Source organism: Kribbella sp. WER1 (genome assembly GCF_054189145.1).
In genome coordinates this window covers 1,620,326-1,633,525 of the sequence record NZ_CM135186.1, presented here as the reverse complement: position 1 = coordinate 1,633,525, position 13,200 = coordinate 1,620,326, and the positions used below count along the sequence as shown (strand labels likewise).

Sequence of the window (13,200 nt, the reverse complement as noted above, 5' to 3'; positions counted from 1 at the left end):
AAGCGCGGGGCACACTGTGAGAAGTCTCCGCAGACCCGGATGAGAGGTGGACTGATGGACAAGCAGCAGGAGTTCGTGCTGCGCGCGCTGGAGGAGCGCGACGTACGCTTCGTGCGGCTCTGGTTCACCGACGTGCTCGGGTTCCTGAAGTCGGTCGCGGTGGCGCCGGCCGAGCTGGAGAGTGCGTTCGCCGAAGGACTCGGGTTCGACGGGTCGGCGATCGAGGGGTTCGCCCGGGTGACCGAGGCCGACATGCTGGCCAAGCCGGACCCGTCGACGTTCCAGATCCTGCCCTGGCGCGGCGAGACGATGGGCACCGCGCGGATGTTCTGCGACATCAACATGCCGGACGGGTCCGCGTCCTTCGCCGACCCGCGGCACGTGCTGAAGCGGACGCTGTCGAAGGCCGCCGACCTCGGGTTCACGTTCTACACGCACCCGGAGATCGAGTTCTACCTGTTCAAGTCGCTCACCGGCGCGCCCGGTACGACGCCGGAGCCGGTCGACTCGTCGGGGTACTTCGACCACACCCCGCAGGGGATCGGCAACGACTTCCGCCGCGAGGCGATCACGATGCTCGAGTCGATGGGCATCTCGGTCGAGTTCAGCCACCACGAGGGCGGCCCGGGCCAGCAGGAGATCGACCTGCGGTACGCCGACGCGCTGTCGACGGCCGACAACATCATGACGTTCCGCGTCGTGGTGAAGGAGGTCGCGCTGTCGCAGGGCATCTACGCGTCGTTCATGCCGAAGCCGCTGTCGGACTTCCCCGGGTCCGGGATGCACACCCACATGTCGCTGTTCGAGGGCGACCGGAACGCGTTCTTCGAGGGCGGCGCGCAGTACCAGCTGTCCAAGACCGGGCGGGCGTTCATCGCCGGGCTGCTGCACCACGCGGGCGAGATCACCGCGGTCACGAACCAGTGGGTGAACTCGTACAAGCGGCTCGCGGTCGGCGACGAGGCGCCGTCGTTCGTGTCCTGGGGGCACAACAACCGGTCCGCGCTGGTCCGGGTGCCGATGTACAAGCCGCACAAGGGCCAGTCGTCGCGGGTCGAGTTCCGTTCGCTGGACTCGGCGGCGAACCCGTACCTGGCGTTCGCGCTGATGCTCGCGGCCGGCCTGAAGGGCATCGAGGAGGGGTACGAGCTGCCCGCGGAGGTCGAGGAGGACATCTGGTCCCTGACCGCCCGCGAGCGCAAGGCCCTCGGCATCAAGCCGCTGCCGGGCAGCCTGGCGGAGGCGATCAGCGCGATGGAGGACAGCGAACTCGTCGCCGAGACCCTCGGCGAGCACGTCTTCGACTTCTTCCTCCGCAACAAGCGCGCCGAGTGGCTCGACTACCGCCGCCAGGTCACCCCGTTCGAACTGAACAAGCTGCTGCCTGTCCTCTAGGCCGCGTCCACCCGGTACGGGTCGTGTTCGGTGAGGAGCTTGTCGAGGCGGGCCTGGTCGACGCGGCTGCTGACCTCGGAGACCTCCTGGCGGTCGCGGACCACCTTGCAGAGCACGACCGTCGAGGTGACGACGTACAGCAGGCCGAGGGCCAGGAACGCCCGCACCCACGGCTGGGCGGGCAGGTAGATCAGCGCGAGCACCATCGCCGAGAGCGAGATGCCGAACGACGTGACGGCCTGCGCGTAGAAGGCTGCGGTCTGCTGGGGCTGGATGCGTTTCGTCATACCGGAATCGTCGGGTGCGGCGACGACTCGCGCATGAGCAGAATCACTCAGTCAGCTGCAGGTCCGAGCCGTGCTTCGACGTCCAGCGCGCGGCCGCGGTCGAGTGCCGGTACGGCGGTTCCGCAGGCGCCGGGACATCGACGACTTCCGGGTACTCGGGCACGGCGGCGACGACCGGCGTACCGTCGGCGGCCAGCAGGCTGACCTCTTCGACGGTGAGCAGCCCGACCGGGCGGACGCCTTCGGTGATCACCACGATGCAGCCGGGGATCACCTGCTGGGCGCGGTTGCCCGGGCCCGGGACGAGGATCCCGTCGGCGGGCGTCCGCCAGGCGCCGGGCGCGAACCGGTGCAGCGCGATCCCCGCCTGCCCGTCCTCCGCGGTCCGCGGCGGGAGGTACGCCGTTGCGGTGTAGTCGTAGTCGTAGTCCGGTTCCGGCGGCCCGGACACGCGTCCGCCCTGCTGGGGCGTCAACCAGACCACCGTGCCGCGCACCGCGAGCGACCCCGTCATCATGACCATGGACAGCCATCATGCCGACTACTCAGCGAATCCGCTACACGACACCGTGTATTCCCCGCAATCCGTCCGAGATCTCGCCGCGACTTTGAGCACGCACCAACCGTTCCGCGCCGTCGGAGATGGTTGGTGCGTGCACAAAGGCGGGGATTGGGTAGCCTGCGGGGGTGGCTGAGGGTCGGAGAGGGTCGTGGGAGGGACGGCTGGTCCGGCTCGGGTTCGAGGACCCGCAGCGGGCGGCCGGGATGCTGGAGACCCTGGACTCGCTGGACTCGCACAGCCCGATGGCGACCGAGCAGCTGATCACGACGCTCTCGGAGTCCGCCGACCCGGACCTCGCGCTGCTCGGGCTCTGCACGATGGCCGAGGCGCTGCACCGGCACGGGCACGACATCGCCGCGTTCGCCCGGACGCTCGAGATGGACCCGGACTTCCGCCGCCGGCTCGTGTTCGTGCTCGGCGCCAGCGAGGCGCTCGGCCGGCACCTCGGCCTGCACCCGCGGCACTGGTACGACCTGGCCGACCCGGCGCTGGCCGGTGCCCGGCCGACGATGGACGACGTCGCGGCCCGGCTCGCGACCGCGATCGACGCGGACAGCCCGATCGACGCGCTCCGGGTCGAGTACCGGCGGCTGCTGCTCCGGCTCGCGGCCCGCGACCTCGCCGAGGGCCTGCTCGTCGACGAGGTCGCCGCGGTGCTCGCGGACCTGGCCGGCGGGGCGCTGGAGACCGCGCTGCACATCGCCCGGAACGCGTACTTCGCCGCGCACCCCGGCGCCGCCGACTGCCGGCTCGCGATCATTGCCATGGGCAAGTGTGGCGGCCGCGAGCTCAACTATGTCAGCGATGTCGACGTGCTGTTCGTCGCCGAGCCGCTGGACGGCGACCCGGAGGCTCCGGCGCTGAAGACCGCGACCCAGCTGGCCGCCGCGGCGATGCGGATCTGCTCGGCGCACACCGGCGAGGGCACGCTCTGGCCGGTCGACGCGGCGCTCCGCCCGGAGGGCAAGTCAGGTCCGCTGGTCCGGACCCTCGACAGCCACCTCGCGTACTACCAGCGCTGGGCGAAGACCTGGGAGTTCCAGGCGTTGCTCAAGGCCCGCCCGGTCGCCGGTGACGCGGACCTCGGCCGTGAGTACTGCGCGACTGTCGGCGCGCTGGCCTGGTCCGCCGCGGACCGGGAGGGCTTCGTCGACGACGTCCAGGCGATGCGCCGCCGGGTCATCGACCACATCCCGGCCGCGGACGTCGACCGGCAGCTGAAGCTCGGCCCGGGCGGTTTGCGCGACGTCGAGTTCGCCGTACAGCTCCTGCAGCTGGTGCACGGCCGCAGCGACGAGTCGGTCCGCAGCGGTACGACGCTGGTCGCGCTCGAGGCCCTGACGAAGAGCGGGTACGTCGGCCGCACGGACGGCGCGGTGCTCGCGGACGCGTACCGCTTCCTCCGGTCGATGGAGCACCGCATCCAGCTGTACCGGCTGCGCCGTACCCACCAGGTGCCCGACGACGAGGCCGACCTGCGCCGGCTCGGCCGCTCGCTCGGCTTCACGAAGAACCCGGTCACGGACCTGACCGCCGCCTGGAAGAAGCATGCGCTCGAGGTGCGCCGGCTGCACGAGAAGCTGTTCTACCGCCCGCTGCTCGCCGCCGTCGCGCGGATCCCGGGCGACGAGGTACGGCTGACGCCCGAGGCGGCGAAGCAACGCCTGACCGCCCTCGGGTACGTCGATCCCGCGTCGGCGCTGCGGCACATCGAAGCGCTGTCCGAAGGGGTGTCGCGGCGTTCGTCGATCCAGCGGGCGCTGCTGCCCGCGATGCTCGGCTGGTTCGCGGAGTCGCCGCACCCGGACGCGGGCCTGCTGGCGTTCCGGACGATCTCGGAAGCGCTCGGCTCCACGCCTTGGTACCTGCGCCAGCTCCGCGACGAAGGTGCCTCCGCCGAACGGCTCGCGCACCTGCTGGCCAGCGGCCGGTACGCCGTCGACCTGCTGCAGCGCGCGCCGGAGGCGACCGCGATGCTCGCCGACGAACGCGAGCTGACGCCCCGCACCCAAGAGGCGCTGCTCACCGAGATGACCGCCGCCGCCCGCCGGCAGGACGCCCCGGAGGCAGCCGTCGCGGCGATCCGCGCGGTCCGCCGGCGCGAGCTGTTCCGTACCGCGGCCGCCGACCTGTCCGGCGTGCTCGACGTGGAGGCGGTGGGGGAGGCGCTGACCAACATCTCGGTCGGCACGCTGACGACCGCGCTCGAGGTCGCGCGCAAGGCCGTCGCCAAGGGTGAGCCCGAGCCGACGCGGATGTCGATCGTGGCGATGGGCCGGTTCGGCGGGCACGAGCTCGGGTACGGCAGCGACGCGGACGTGATGTTCGTGCACGACCCGCTGCCGGGTGCGGACGAGAAGAAGGCCACCGACTTCGCGACCCAGGCGGCGACCGAGCTGCGCCGGATGCTCGGGCTGCCCGGCGCCGATCCGGCGGTCGCGATCGACGCGGACCTGCGCCCGGAGGGACGGCAGGGCCCGCTGGTCCGGACGCTCGCGTCGTACGCCCAGTACTACGCCCGGTGGTCCGCGGTCTGGGAGGCGCAGGCGCTGCTCCGGGCGGATCCGCTGTGCGGGGACGGCGACCTGTGCCGGTCGTTCCGCGAGCTGATCGACCCGCTGCGCTACCCGGAGAACGGGATCAGCGAGCGGGACGTGATGGAGATCCGCCGGATCAAGGCCCGCGTCGACGCCGAACGGCTGCCGCGCGGCGCCGATCCGGCCACCCACACCAAGCTCGGCCGCGGCGGGCTGGCCGACATCGAGTGGACGGTCCAGCTGCTGCAGCTCCGCGAGGCGCACCGGGTGCCGACCCTCCGGACGACCCGTACGCTCGGCGCGCTCCGCGCCGGGGTGGACGCGAACCTGGTCGACCCGTCCGAGGCGGACACGCTGAGCGCCGCGTGGGAGATGGCCAGCCGGATCCGGAACGCGATCATGCTGGTCCGCGCCCGCCCCGGCGACTCGCTCCCGCAGGACCCGCGCGACCTGGCCGCGGTCGCCCGGATCTGCGGCTACCCGCCCGGCGAGTCGGGCCGCTTCGCCGACGACTACCTGCGCACCACCCGGCGCGCCCACAACACGGTCTCGCATCTCTTCTGGGACGACTGAATTCTTGACAGGCAACTTTTTGGTTGCCTATTGTGCTCGTGTGGAGCTGGTGTTCAAAGCCTTGGCCGACGAAGGCCGGCGGCGGTTGCTGGACGCGTTGCGGGAGCAGAACGGGCAGAGCCTGCAGGAGTTGTGCGCGCTGCTGCCCGACCTGACCCGGCAGGGCGTCACCAAGCACCTGCGGATCCTCGAGGACGCGAATCTCGTGGTCACGGTCAAGCGCGGCCGGCACAAGCTCCACTACCTGAACCCGGTGCCGATCAACGAGATCGCCGAACGGTGGCTGAGCAACTACGAGCGCGACAAACTCCGCGCCCTCAGCGCCCTGAAAGCAGCCCTGGAGGAGCAGTCATGAGCAAACCGGCAATGATCCACGTCACGTACATAGAGACCACCCCGGAGAAGTTGTGGGCGGCTCTCACCACGGAGGAGTTCACCAAGCAGTACTGGTTCGGCCGCCGGATCGAGTCCGACTGGTCGGTCGGCTCGGCGGTCCGGTTCTACGACAGCGCCGACGACAGCCTCACCGACTCCGGCGAGGTCCTGGTGTACGACGAGCCCAAGACGCTGGCGTACACGTTCAAGAACGAGTTCCTCGCGGAGCGTTCCGACGAGACGCCCGGCCGGGTCACGTTCACGATCGAGCCGCGCAGTGACACGGTCGTGAAGCTCGAGGTCGTCCACGACCAGATCGCCGAGGACACCGTCGACGGCTGGCGCAACGGCTGGGGCCCGATCCTCGCCAACCTGAAGACCTTCCTGGAGACCGGCCGCACCCTGCAGTTCTGAGTTCTCCTACAATCCTGTTGGTGGGAGCAACGGATCAGGTCAGGCAGGCGGGTGTGTTCAGCACCGTTCGCCGCAGTGTGCGGATGACGGCCGGGCAGCAGCGTGTCTGGGAGTCGCACTGGCCGGTGCTGGGGCGGACGCAGGAGGATCTGCCGGACGGGGTCGTCGACCTGGCGGGCTGGTTCGGGCGCGCGGCGCCGACGGTGCTGGAGATCGGGTCCGGGATGGGCGAGGCGACCGCGCAGCTCGCGGTGGCCGCGCCGGAGGTGAACCATCTGGCCGCGGAGGTGTACCCGGCCGGCCTCGGCCAGCTGATGCTCTGGGTGGAGAAGTACGACCTGGACAACGTCCGCCTGCTGCAGGGCGACGCGCTCGACTTCCTGCGCGATCACGTCGCCCCCGGCGCGCTGGCCGGGGTCCGGATCTACTTCCCGGACCCGTGGCCGAAGAAGCGGCACCACAAGCGCCGTCTGGTGACGGCGCCGTTCGTGGCGCTGATCGCGTCCCGCCTGCAGCCGGGCGGAACGTTGCACCTGGCAACCGACTGGGCCGATTACGCCGACCGGATGCTGGCGATCGGTACGGCCGAGCCGACCCTGCGCAACTCCTCCGACGGCTGGGCGCCACGCCCCGAGTGGCGCCCGGTGACCAAGTTCGAGTCCCGCGCCCAGGCGGAAGGCCGCGACGTCCGCGACCTCATCTTCACGAAGCGGACCGACTCGTGAACGACCACTGCCCGGCGCCGACCGTATAGACCGTGTACCCGTCGGCGTACGTCGGCTCGCCGGCGAACGACCGCGGTACCGCCTCGACGTCCGCCGCCCGCGCCGACGGCACCTGCACCTCGGCCGTCGTACCGACCGGGACCTGCACGTCCAGCGACAGCACCCGCCCGGTCGTCTGCCAGGACACCGCGACCCGCCCGCGGATCGTCTCGGTGCGGATGCTCGCCGAGTCCACGTCGTCCCGCGCGTCCGGCCGGACGACGATCCGCTCGCAGCCTGCGTCGACCACCCGGAGCCCGGCGACGTTCTCGAAGATCCACTGCACGACGGTGCCCTGGAAGTAGTGGTTGCGCGACCGCGAGTCGTCCTCCCACTTCTCCCACATCGTGTCCGCGCCGAGGTCGAACCAGTACCCCCAGCTCGGGTAGCTCCGCTGCCGCGCGACCTTCGTTGCCACGTCGCCGTATCCGTGCGCGGTCAGCACCGGCAGCAGTACGCCGACGCCCAGGCAGCCGGTGTTCAGGTGGAATCCGCGCGCCTCCACGTCGGCGGCGAGACTTGCCGCGACGCGGTCGGCCATGTCCTCCGGCACGATCCCGAACGCCAGCGGGACCGCGTTCGACGTCTGCCGGTAGTCCGGGTCGTCGTCGGACCGGTACCGTCCGGCCTCTCGGTCCAGGAACGCCCGGTTCAGCCCGTCCGCGAGCTCCGCCGCGGCCTTCCGGTAGTCGTTGGGCCGGCCAATTACCTCGCCGATCTCGGCCGCCACCACGACCGCCCGGTAGAGGTACGCCGTACCGGTCAGCCGGCGGTCCTCCGGCGCCGGGCCGTCGCCGAACCCGGGCGGCAGCCAGTCGCCGAGCACGCTCACCGACAACCCGTCCTCGACCCGGTCCAGCTCCCAGCCGAGGTACCGGGTCAGCGAGTCCCAGTGCTCGCGGAGCAGCCGGTCGTCGCCGTACCAGCGATACATCTCGCGGAGCAGGAACGGGTACACCGTCGGCCACTCGGTCGCGGGGGAGAGGTCGGTGAAGCCCCACCCGCTGGTCGGCACGATCACCGGCAGCTGCCCGGAGTCGGCCTGGCTGTCCCGGATGTCGCCGAGCCACTTGGTGAAGAACCGCGCCAGGTCGAGCGTCGCGAGCATCGTCGGCGCACCGACCTGCGCGTCCCCGGTCCACCCGTTCTTCTCGAAGTACGGCGTGTCCGTCGGGATCCCGTGCAGGTTGCTGAGAACCGTCCGCCGCATCGCCTGCTCGAACTGCTCGTACGCCGGCTCCGACGAGGCGAACCGGGTCGCCGACGCCACATCGGAGTTCACCACCCGCATCCGGACGTCCGCCGCGGCGCCCTCGACCTGCACGTACCGGAAGCCCTTGTAGGAGAACTTCGGCTCCCAGGTCTCGACGCCGGTCCCGGCCGCGACGTACTCGTCGCGCTGGATCCGGTCGCCGTCGACGTGCACGTTCCAGGCCGCTACGTTGCCGTCGGCAACCGTCTCACCGTGCGTGAGGCTGATCGTGGTCCCGGCGGGCGCGGTCACGGTCAGTGCGGTCCAGCCGGCGACCGTCCGCCCGAAGTCGGCGATCCAGACGCCGGGGCGAACCTCGGTGACCTCGACCGGGTCGACCGTCTCGATCACCCGGATCGGCTCGTGGGCCTGCGCCGTCAGCTTGCCCTTCGGCGCCTCGACGACGGCGGCCGCGGACCAGGACGAGTCGTCGTACCCGGGCGCGTCCCAGCCGGGCAGCGCGCGGCGGGCGTCGTACGTCTCGCCGGTGTACAGCGAGTCGGACAGCGTCGGGCCGCCGGTGATCCGCCACGTCTCGTCGGTGACCACTTCGGCGACGCGGCCGTCGTCGTACTCGATCACCAGCCGCGCGATCAGCCGCGGGTCGGCGGTCCAGGGGGTGTCGTGCCAGCGCCAGACGTTCACCGACGTCAGCCCGAAGAACCCGCGGCCGAGCTCGGCGCCGACGACGTTGTCGCCCACCTGCAGCAGCCCGGTCACGTCATGTGTCACATAGAGAACAGTGCGGTCGTACGCCGTGAAGCCCGGATCGAGGACGGCGTCGCTGACCGCGTGCCCGTTCAGCCGCAGGTCGGCGTACCCGAGGCCGCTCGCGTACAGCCGCGCCCGCCGGACCGTCCCGTCGACCGCGAACCCGCTCCGCAGCAGCGGTGCACTGTCCGTCGCGCCGCCGATCCACTGCGCGGTCCCGAACCCCTCGTCGCCGAGCCCGGTCTCGAACCAGGACGGCTCGGCCCAGTCGCCGTCGTCCAGCCGGACGGTCCAGTGGTACGTCGTCCGCGGCGCCGTCGGCCCGTCGTACTCGATCCCGAACGTCCGCGCCGACTCGACCGTGCCCGAGTCCCACACGTCCGCGCGCTCCGGCGTCAGCAGCTCCGGCGCGGAGGCGACCAGCACCCGGTACGTCGTCTGGGTCGCGCCGTACCCGGGCGCTTCGGCGACCCAGCTGAACCGCGGGCGCGGTACGTCGACGCCCAGCGGCTGGACGGCGTACTCGGTCTTGAGAGAGCGGGGAGTCAGCACGATGACGACCGTATGAGCGGGCTCTCCACGGTTCAACCTTTCTGACCAGATCCGGCATTCGATTTCTCGTCTCACATCGCGAAACCAGAGCAGGTTGCTTGACTTTGTCCGCTTTCATAGTCGTATGCAGATCATCACGAACGCGCCCGGAGACGCCCTCACCCGGCGCCGGCACGTCGATCTGCTGCGGGTGAACTCGGCGGGGTGTCGACCGACGGCGTAGCACCGTCCGTCCGTCTCCTTCCCGACCCGCAGGAGCGCCTCCATGCGTCGTCTGATCCTGATCGCGTTGCTCGGCTCGATCGCCCAGCTCGTCGACGGCACGCTCGGCATGGCGTACGGCGTCACCGCCAGTACCGCCCTGCTGATCACCGGCATCACGCCGGCCGTCGCGTCCGCCTCGGTGCACCTCGCCGAGGTCGGCACCACGCTCGCCTCCGGGCTGTCGCACTGGCGGTTCGGGAACGTCGACTGGCGAGTCGTGGCGCTGATCGGGGCACCCGGTGCGGTCGGGGCGTTCGCGGGTGCGACGTTCCTGTCCAGCCTGTCGACCGAGTCCGCGTCGCTGTGGGTAGCCGGTCTGCTGCTCCTGCTCGGCGTCTACATCCTGGTCCGGTTCGGCACCGGGAGGGCCCGCGCGGTGGTCGAGGGCCGACCGGCCGGCAAGTTCCTCGGCCCGCTCGGGCTGGTCGCCGGGTTCATCGACGCCACCGGCGGTGGCGGCTGGGGCCCGGTCGCGAACTCCGCGCTGCTGACCAGCGGCAAGCTGGCGCCGCGGCGCGCGGTCGGGTCGGTGAACGCGGCCGAGTTCCTGGTCTCGGTCGGCGTCGGCCTGGTGCTGATCCTGACCAACGCACGCACCGTCCTGCACGGCCTCGACGTCACCGCCGGCCCGCGGTACGCCGTCTACGCGGCCCTCGTCCTCGGCTGGGCCGCCATCGTCACGTACGGCGTCCGTCGCACTGTCCGCCGCACTGTCCCGGACAGCAGCCGCGAACTCGAACTCGTCTCCTGACTTTCCTCCAAGCCAAAGGTTTTCCTGTGCGCATCATCCGTCCGCTCCGCCTGCTCGCCGCCACCTTGGCCCTCACCGTCGCCGCCGCGGGCTGCTCCCGTGCCGGCGGCAACGACGCCACCCAGGCCGCCTCCAGCGACAAGGGTCCCGCCTCCGAGCTGCGGCTCGGCTACTTCCCGAACGTCACCCATGCCGCGGCTCTCGTCGGCCTCGGCAAGGGCCTGTTCACCAAGGAGCTCGGCAGCACCAAGCTGGTGCCGACCAAGTTCAACGCCGGCCCGGAGGCCGTCGGCGCGCTGCTCGGCGGCTCGCTGGACGCGTCGTTCATCGGCTCCGGACCCGCGATCAACGCGTACGCGAAGTCCAACGGCGAAGCGGTTCGGCTGATCGCCGGTACGACGTCCGGCGGTGCGCAGCTGGTGGTGAAGCCGTCGATCACCAAGCCCGCCGACCTGATCGGCAAGACCGTCGTCACGCCGCAGCTCGGCAACACCCAGGACGTGTCGCTGAAGAAGTGGCTCGCCCAGCAGAACCTCACCGGCAAGGTGAAGGTCACCAACCTGGAGAACGCGCAGACCCTCGACGCCTTCAAGAAGGGCGACGTGGACGCCGCGTGGCTGCCCGAGCCGTGGTCGTCGCGGCTCGTCCTGGACGCGGGCGCGAAGGTCCTGCTCGACGAGGCGTCGCTGTGGCCGGGCGGCAAGTTCCCGACCACCGTGCTGATCGTCCGGACCCAGTTCCTGCAGGAGCACCCGGAGACCGTGAAGGCGCTGCTGACCGGGCTGGTCGCCGCGATCGACTTCAGTACGGCGAACACCGCGGACGCGAAGACCGTCGTGAACGAGCAGCTGAAGGAGGCGACCGGCAAGGCGCTGAAGCCGGCCGTCATCGACCGTGCGTTCGAGCACATCCAGATCACCGCGGACCCGGTCGCGAGCACGTTCCCGCAGCTCGCCAAGGACCAGGTCACCGCGGGCATCGCCAAGCAGGCGCCGAACGTCGCCGGATTCGCCGACCTCGGCCCGCTGAACGACGTACTCACCAAGGCCGGCAAGCCGACCGTCGACGCCGCCGGCCTCGACGCGAAGTAGGGGAGAAGACCATGACCGCAACCGTGGACGCGCCGCCGGACCAGCTCAGCCCGGTGCGGTTTCACCAAGTGGGCAAGGCGTTCGGCAGCGGCCGCAAGGCGGTGGTCGCGCTGGACGGCGTGGACCTGGAAGTACGCGGCGGTGAGTTCGTCTGCCTGCTCGGCGCGTCCGGGTGCGGCAAGTCCACGCTGCTGAACCTGGTCGCCGGCCTCGACCGGCCGACCGCCGGGACGATCGAGCTGAACTCGTCGCGGCCGGCCGTCGTGTTCCAGGAGGCCGCGCTGATGCCGTGGCTGACGGCGGCCGGGAACGTCGAGCTTCCGCTGCGGATGGCCGGCGTACCGAAGGCGCAGCGCCGGGCGAAGGCGGCCGAGCTGCTCGAACTGGTGCGGCTGGCGGGACTCGGCGACAAGCGTCCGCACGAGCTGTCCGGTGGCATGCGGCAACGGGTTGCGCTCGCCCGCGCGCTCGCCTCCACGACCGACAGCGCCGACGCGGGCAAGCCGTCGTTGTTGTTGATGGACGAGCCGTTCTCCGCGCTCGACGCGATCACCCGCGACGTCCTGCAGGGCGAGCTGCTCCGGATCTGGCGCGCCACCGGTACGGCGATCCTCTTCGTCACGCACGACGTCCGCGAAGCCGTCCGGCTCGGGCAACGCGTCGTACTGCTGTCGTCGCGGCCGGGACGTGTCGTGCGGGAGTGGGACGTACAGGACACGCCCGAGACGGTCGAGGAGATCAACACCGCGCTGCGAAAGGTGATCAGCAGCCATGCCGCCGCTTGACCTGCAGGAGGAAGGTGCCGTCGAGGCGGGGCTCGACGCGCTCGACACACCGGTGCACGCGCCGGAAGGCTCGCGGCTCCGGCGGATCGCCGCCCGGGTGCTGCCGCCGGTCGGCGCGATCGTCGTGTTCGTGGCGATCTGGCAGGCGTTGTGGGCGGCGGCGTTCTGGCCCGAGTTCAAGCTGCCCGCGCCGGTCGCCGTCTGGGGACAGATCTGGCAGCTGGTGACCAGCGGGCAGATCCTCGAGCTGTTCTGGGTGTCGGTGCACCGGGCCGTGATCGGGTTCGCGATCTCGTTGCTGATCGCGGTCCCGCTCGGGCTGGCCATCGCGAACGTCCAGGTCGTCCGGCGGGGGATCGGGCCGCTGATCTCCGGGCTGCAGAGCCTGCCGTCGGTGGCGTGGGTACCGGCCGCGATCCTGTGGTTCGGGCTGAACGACCGGGCGATCTACTGGGTCGTGCTGCTCGGCGCGGTGCCCTCGATCGCGAACGGGCTCGTGTCCGGACTCGACCAGGTCCCGCCGATCCTGCCGCGCGTCGGAAAGGCGCTCGGCGCCGGGCGGTGGGGCGGCATCCGGTACATCCTGCTGCCGGCCGCGCTGCCCGGATTCCTCGGTGGGCTCAAGCAGGGCTGGGCGTTCTCCTGGCGCTCGCTGATGGCGGCCGAGCTGATCGCCACCTCGCCGGAACTCGGCGAAGGCCTCGGGCAGTTCCTGCACAACGGCATGTCGCTGTCCGACATCTCGATGGTGTTCGCCGGCATCGTGCTGATCTTCGTGGTCGGCGTCGGCATCGAACTGCTGGTCTTCCGCCCGCTGGAGAACAGCGTGCTGCGCGCGCGGGGACTCACCGCCTCCGCACGCTGACACACCCCGGGCCGTACTGTTG

Annotated in this window: 13 protein-coding genes; 10 read left to right on the top strand and 3 right to left on the bottom strand. The window is 71.0% G+C overall.

The window, feature by feature from the left end; all coding sequences use genetic code 11:
- Positions 1 to 54 precede the first annotated feature (54 nt).
- A complete protein-coding gene (glnA, locus tag ACXJJ3_RS07900; protein WP_458169312.1) occupies positions 55 to 1,395 on the top strand; it encodes a type I glutamate--ammonia ligase in 1,341 nt (446 codons plus the stop codon).
- Here the strand turns inward: glnA and ACXJJ3_RS07895 are convergent.
- Together ACXJJ3_RS07895 and ACXJJ3_RS07890 are read right to left on the bottom strand one after the other, a co-directional pair.
- Complete coding sequence (locus tag ACXJJ3_RS07895; RefSeq protein ID WP_458169311.1) at positions 1,392 to 1,682, bottom strand: YiaA/YiaB family inner membrane protein; 291 nt, start codon at positions 1,680 to 1,682, stop codon at positions 1,392 to 1,394. The genes glnA and ACXJJ3_RS07895 overlap by 4 nt on opposite strands.
- Before the next feature lie 43 nt (positions 1,683 to 1,725).
- The gene (locus tag ACXJJ3_RS07890; protein ID WP_458169310.1) at positions 1,726 to 2,205 is read right to left on the bottom strand and encodes a hypothetical protein; all 480 of its coding nucleotides are present in this window, start codon (positions 2,203 to 2,205) and stop codon (positions 1,726 to 1,728) included.
- A gap of 164 nt (positions 2,206 to 2,369) precedes the next feature.
- Here ACXJJ3_RS07890 and ACXJJ3_RS07885 point away from each other — a divergent pair, with 164 nt between their 5' ends.
- The 4 genes from ACXJJ3_RS07885 to trmB are packed head-to-tail and all read left to right on the top strand — an operon-like array spanning position 2,370 to position 6,868.
- On the top strand, positions 2,370 to 5,354 hold the full coding sequence (locus tag ACXJJ3_RS07885; RefSeq protein WP_458169309.1) for a bifunctional [glutamine synthetase] adenylyltransferase/[glutamine synthetase]-adenylyl-L-tyrosine phosphorylase: 2,985 nt from the start codon (positions 2,370 to 2,372) through the stop codon (positions 5,352 to 5,354).
- Positions 5,355 to 5,394: 40 nt separating this feature from the next.
- Entirely contained in the window at positions 5,395 to 5,709 is a 315-nt protein-coding gene (locus ACXJJ3_RS07880) for an ArsR/SmtB family transcription factor (RefSeq protein WP_458169308.1), read from the top strand.
- A complete protein-coding gene (locus ACXJJ3_RS07875) occupies positions 5,706 to 6,143 on the top strand; it encodes an SRPBCC family protein (RefSeq protein WP_458169307.1) in 438 nt (145 codons plus the stop codon). Before ACXJJ3_RS07880 ends, ACXJJ3_RS07875 begins: the two co-directional genes overlap by 4 nt.
- Positions 6,144 to 6,163: 20 nt before the next feature.
- Positions 6,164 to 6,868 carry a tRNA (guanosine(46)-N7)-methyltransferase TrmB gene (gene trmB, locus ACXJJ3_RS07870; protein ID WP_458169306.1) on the top strand — a complete coding sequence of 235 codons (705 nt, stop codon included), beginning with the start codon at positions 6,164 to 6,166 and terminating at the stop codon, positions 6,866 to 6,868.
- Here the strand turns inward: trmB and ACXJJ3_RS07865 are convergent.
- Entirely contained in the window at positions 6,846 to 9,422 is a 2,577-nt protein-coding gene (locus ACXJJ3_RS07865) for a family 78 glycoside hydrolase catalytic domain (protein ID WP_458169305.1), read from the bottom strand. The genes trmB and ACXJJ3_RS07865 overlap by 23 nt on opposite strands.
- A 124-nt stretch (positions 9,423 to 9,546) precedes the next feature.
- On the opposite strand from ACXJJ3_RS07865, the gene ACXJJ3_RS07860 reads away from it, so the two are divergent.
- Genes ACXJJ3_RS07860 through ACXJJ3_RS07840 form a run of 5 tightly spaced genes read left to right on the top strand, consistent with a single transcriptional unit; the run spans position 9,547 to position 13,178 of the window.
- Entirely contained in the window at positions 9,547 to 9,645 is a 99-nt protein-coding gene (locus tag ACXJJ3_RS07860) for a putative leader peptide (protein ID WP_458169304.1), read from the top strand.
- Positions 9,646 to 9,687: 42 nt separating this feature from the next.
- Positions 9,688 to 10,437 (top strand): sulfite exporter TauE/SafE family protein, encoded by a 750-nt coding sequence (locus ACXJJ3_RS07855; RefSeq protein WP_458169303.1) that lies wholly within the window; start codon positions 9,688 to 9,690, stop codon positions 10,435 to 10,437.
- A gap of 26 nt (positions 10,438 to 10,463) precedes the next feature.
- Positions 10,464 to 11,528, top strand: a complete 1,065-nt coding sequence (locus ACXJJ3_RS07850; protein ID WP_458169302.1) for an ABC transporter substrate-binding protein — start codon at positions 10,464 to 10,466, stop codon at positions 11,526 to 11,528.
- Positions 11,529 to 11,539: 11 nt separating this feature from the next.
- Complete coding sequence (locus ACXJJ3_RS07845) at positions 11,540 to 12,313, top strand: ABC transporter ATP-binding protein (RefSeq protein WP_458169301.1); 774 nt, start codon at positions 11,540 to 11,542, stop codon at positions 12,311 to 12,313.
- Positions 12,300 to 13,178: an ABC transporter permease gene (locus tag ACXJJ3_RS07840; protein ID WP_458169300.1), complete on the top strand. Its 879-nt coding sequence runs from the start codon at positions 12,300 to 12,302 to the stop codon at positions 13,176 to 13,178. The genes ACXJJ3_RS07845 and ACXJJ3_RS07840 overlap by 14 nt, the downstream gene beginning before the upstream one ends.
- Positions 13,179 to 13,200: the final 22 nt, after the last annotated feature.

Coding starts and splice junctions, on each gene's coding strand:
- glnA (WP_458169312.1), top strand. CDS start 55: ATGGACAAGCAGCAGGAGTTCGTGCTGCGCGCGCTGGAGGAGCGCGAC.
- ACXJJ3_RS07895 (WP_458169311.1), bottom strand. CDS start 1,682: ATGACGAAACGCATCCAGCCCCAGCAGACCGCAGCCTTCTACGCGCAG.
- ACXJJ3_RS07890 (WP_458169310.1), bottom strand. CDS start 2,205: ATGGTCATGATGACGGGGTCGCTCGCGGTGCGCGGCACGGTGGTCTGG.
- ACXJJ3_RS07875 (WP_458169307.1), top strand. CDS start 5,706: ATGAGCAAACCGGCAATGATCCACGTCACGTACATAGAGACCACCCCG.
- ACXJJ3_RS07860 (WP_458169304.1), top strand. CDS start 9,547: ATGCAGATCATCACGAACGCGCCCGGAGACGCCCTCACCCGGCGCCGG.
- ACXJJ3_RS07855 (WP_458169303.1), top strand. CDS start 9,688: ATGCGTCGTCTGATCCTGATCGCGTTGCTCGGCTCGATCGCCCAGCTC.
- ACXJJ3_RS07845 (WP_458169301.1), top strand. CDS start 11,540: ATGACCGCAACCGTGGACGCGCCGCCGGACCAGCTCAGCCCGGTGCGG.
- ACXJJ3_RS07840 (WP_458169300.1), top strand. CDS start 12,300: ATGCCGCCGCTTGACCTGCAGGAGGAAGGTGCCGTCGAGGCGGGGCTC.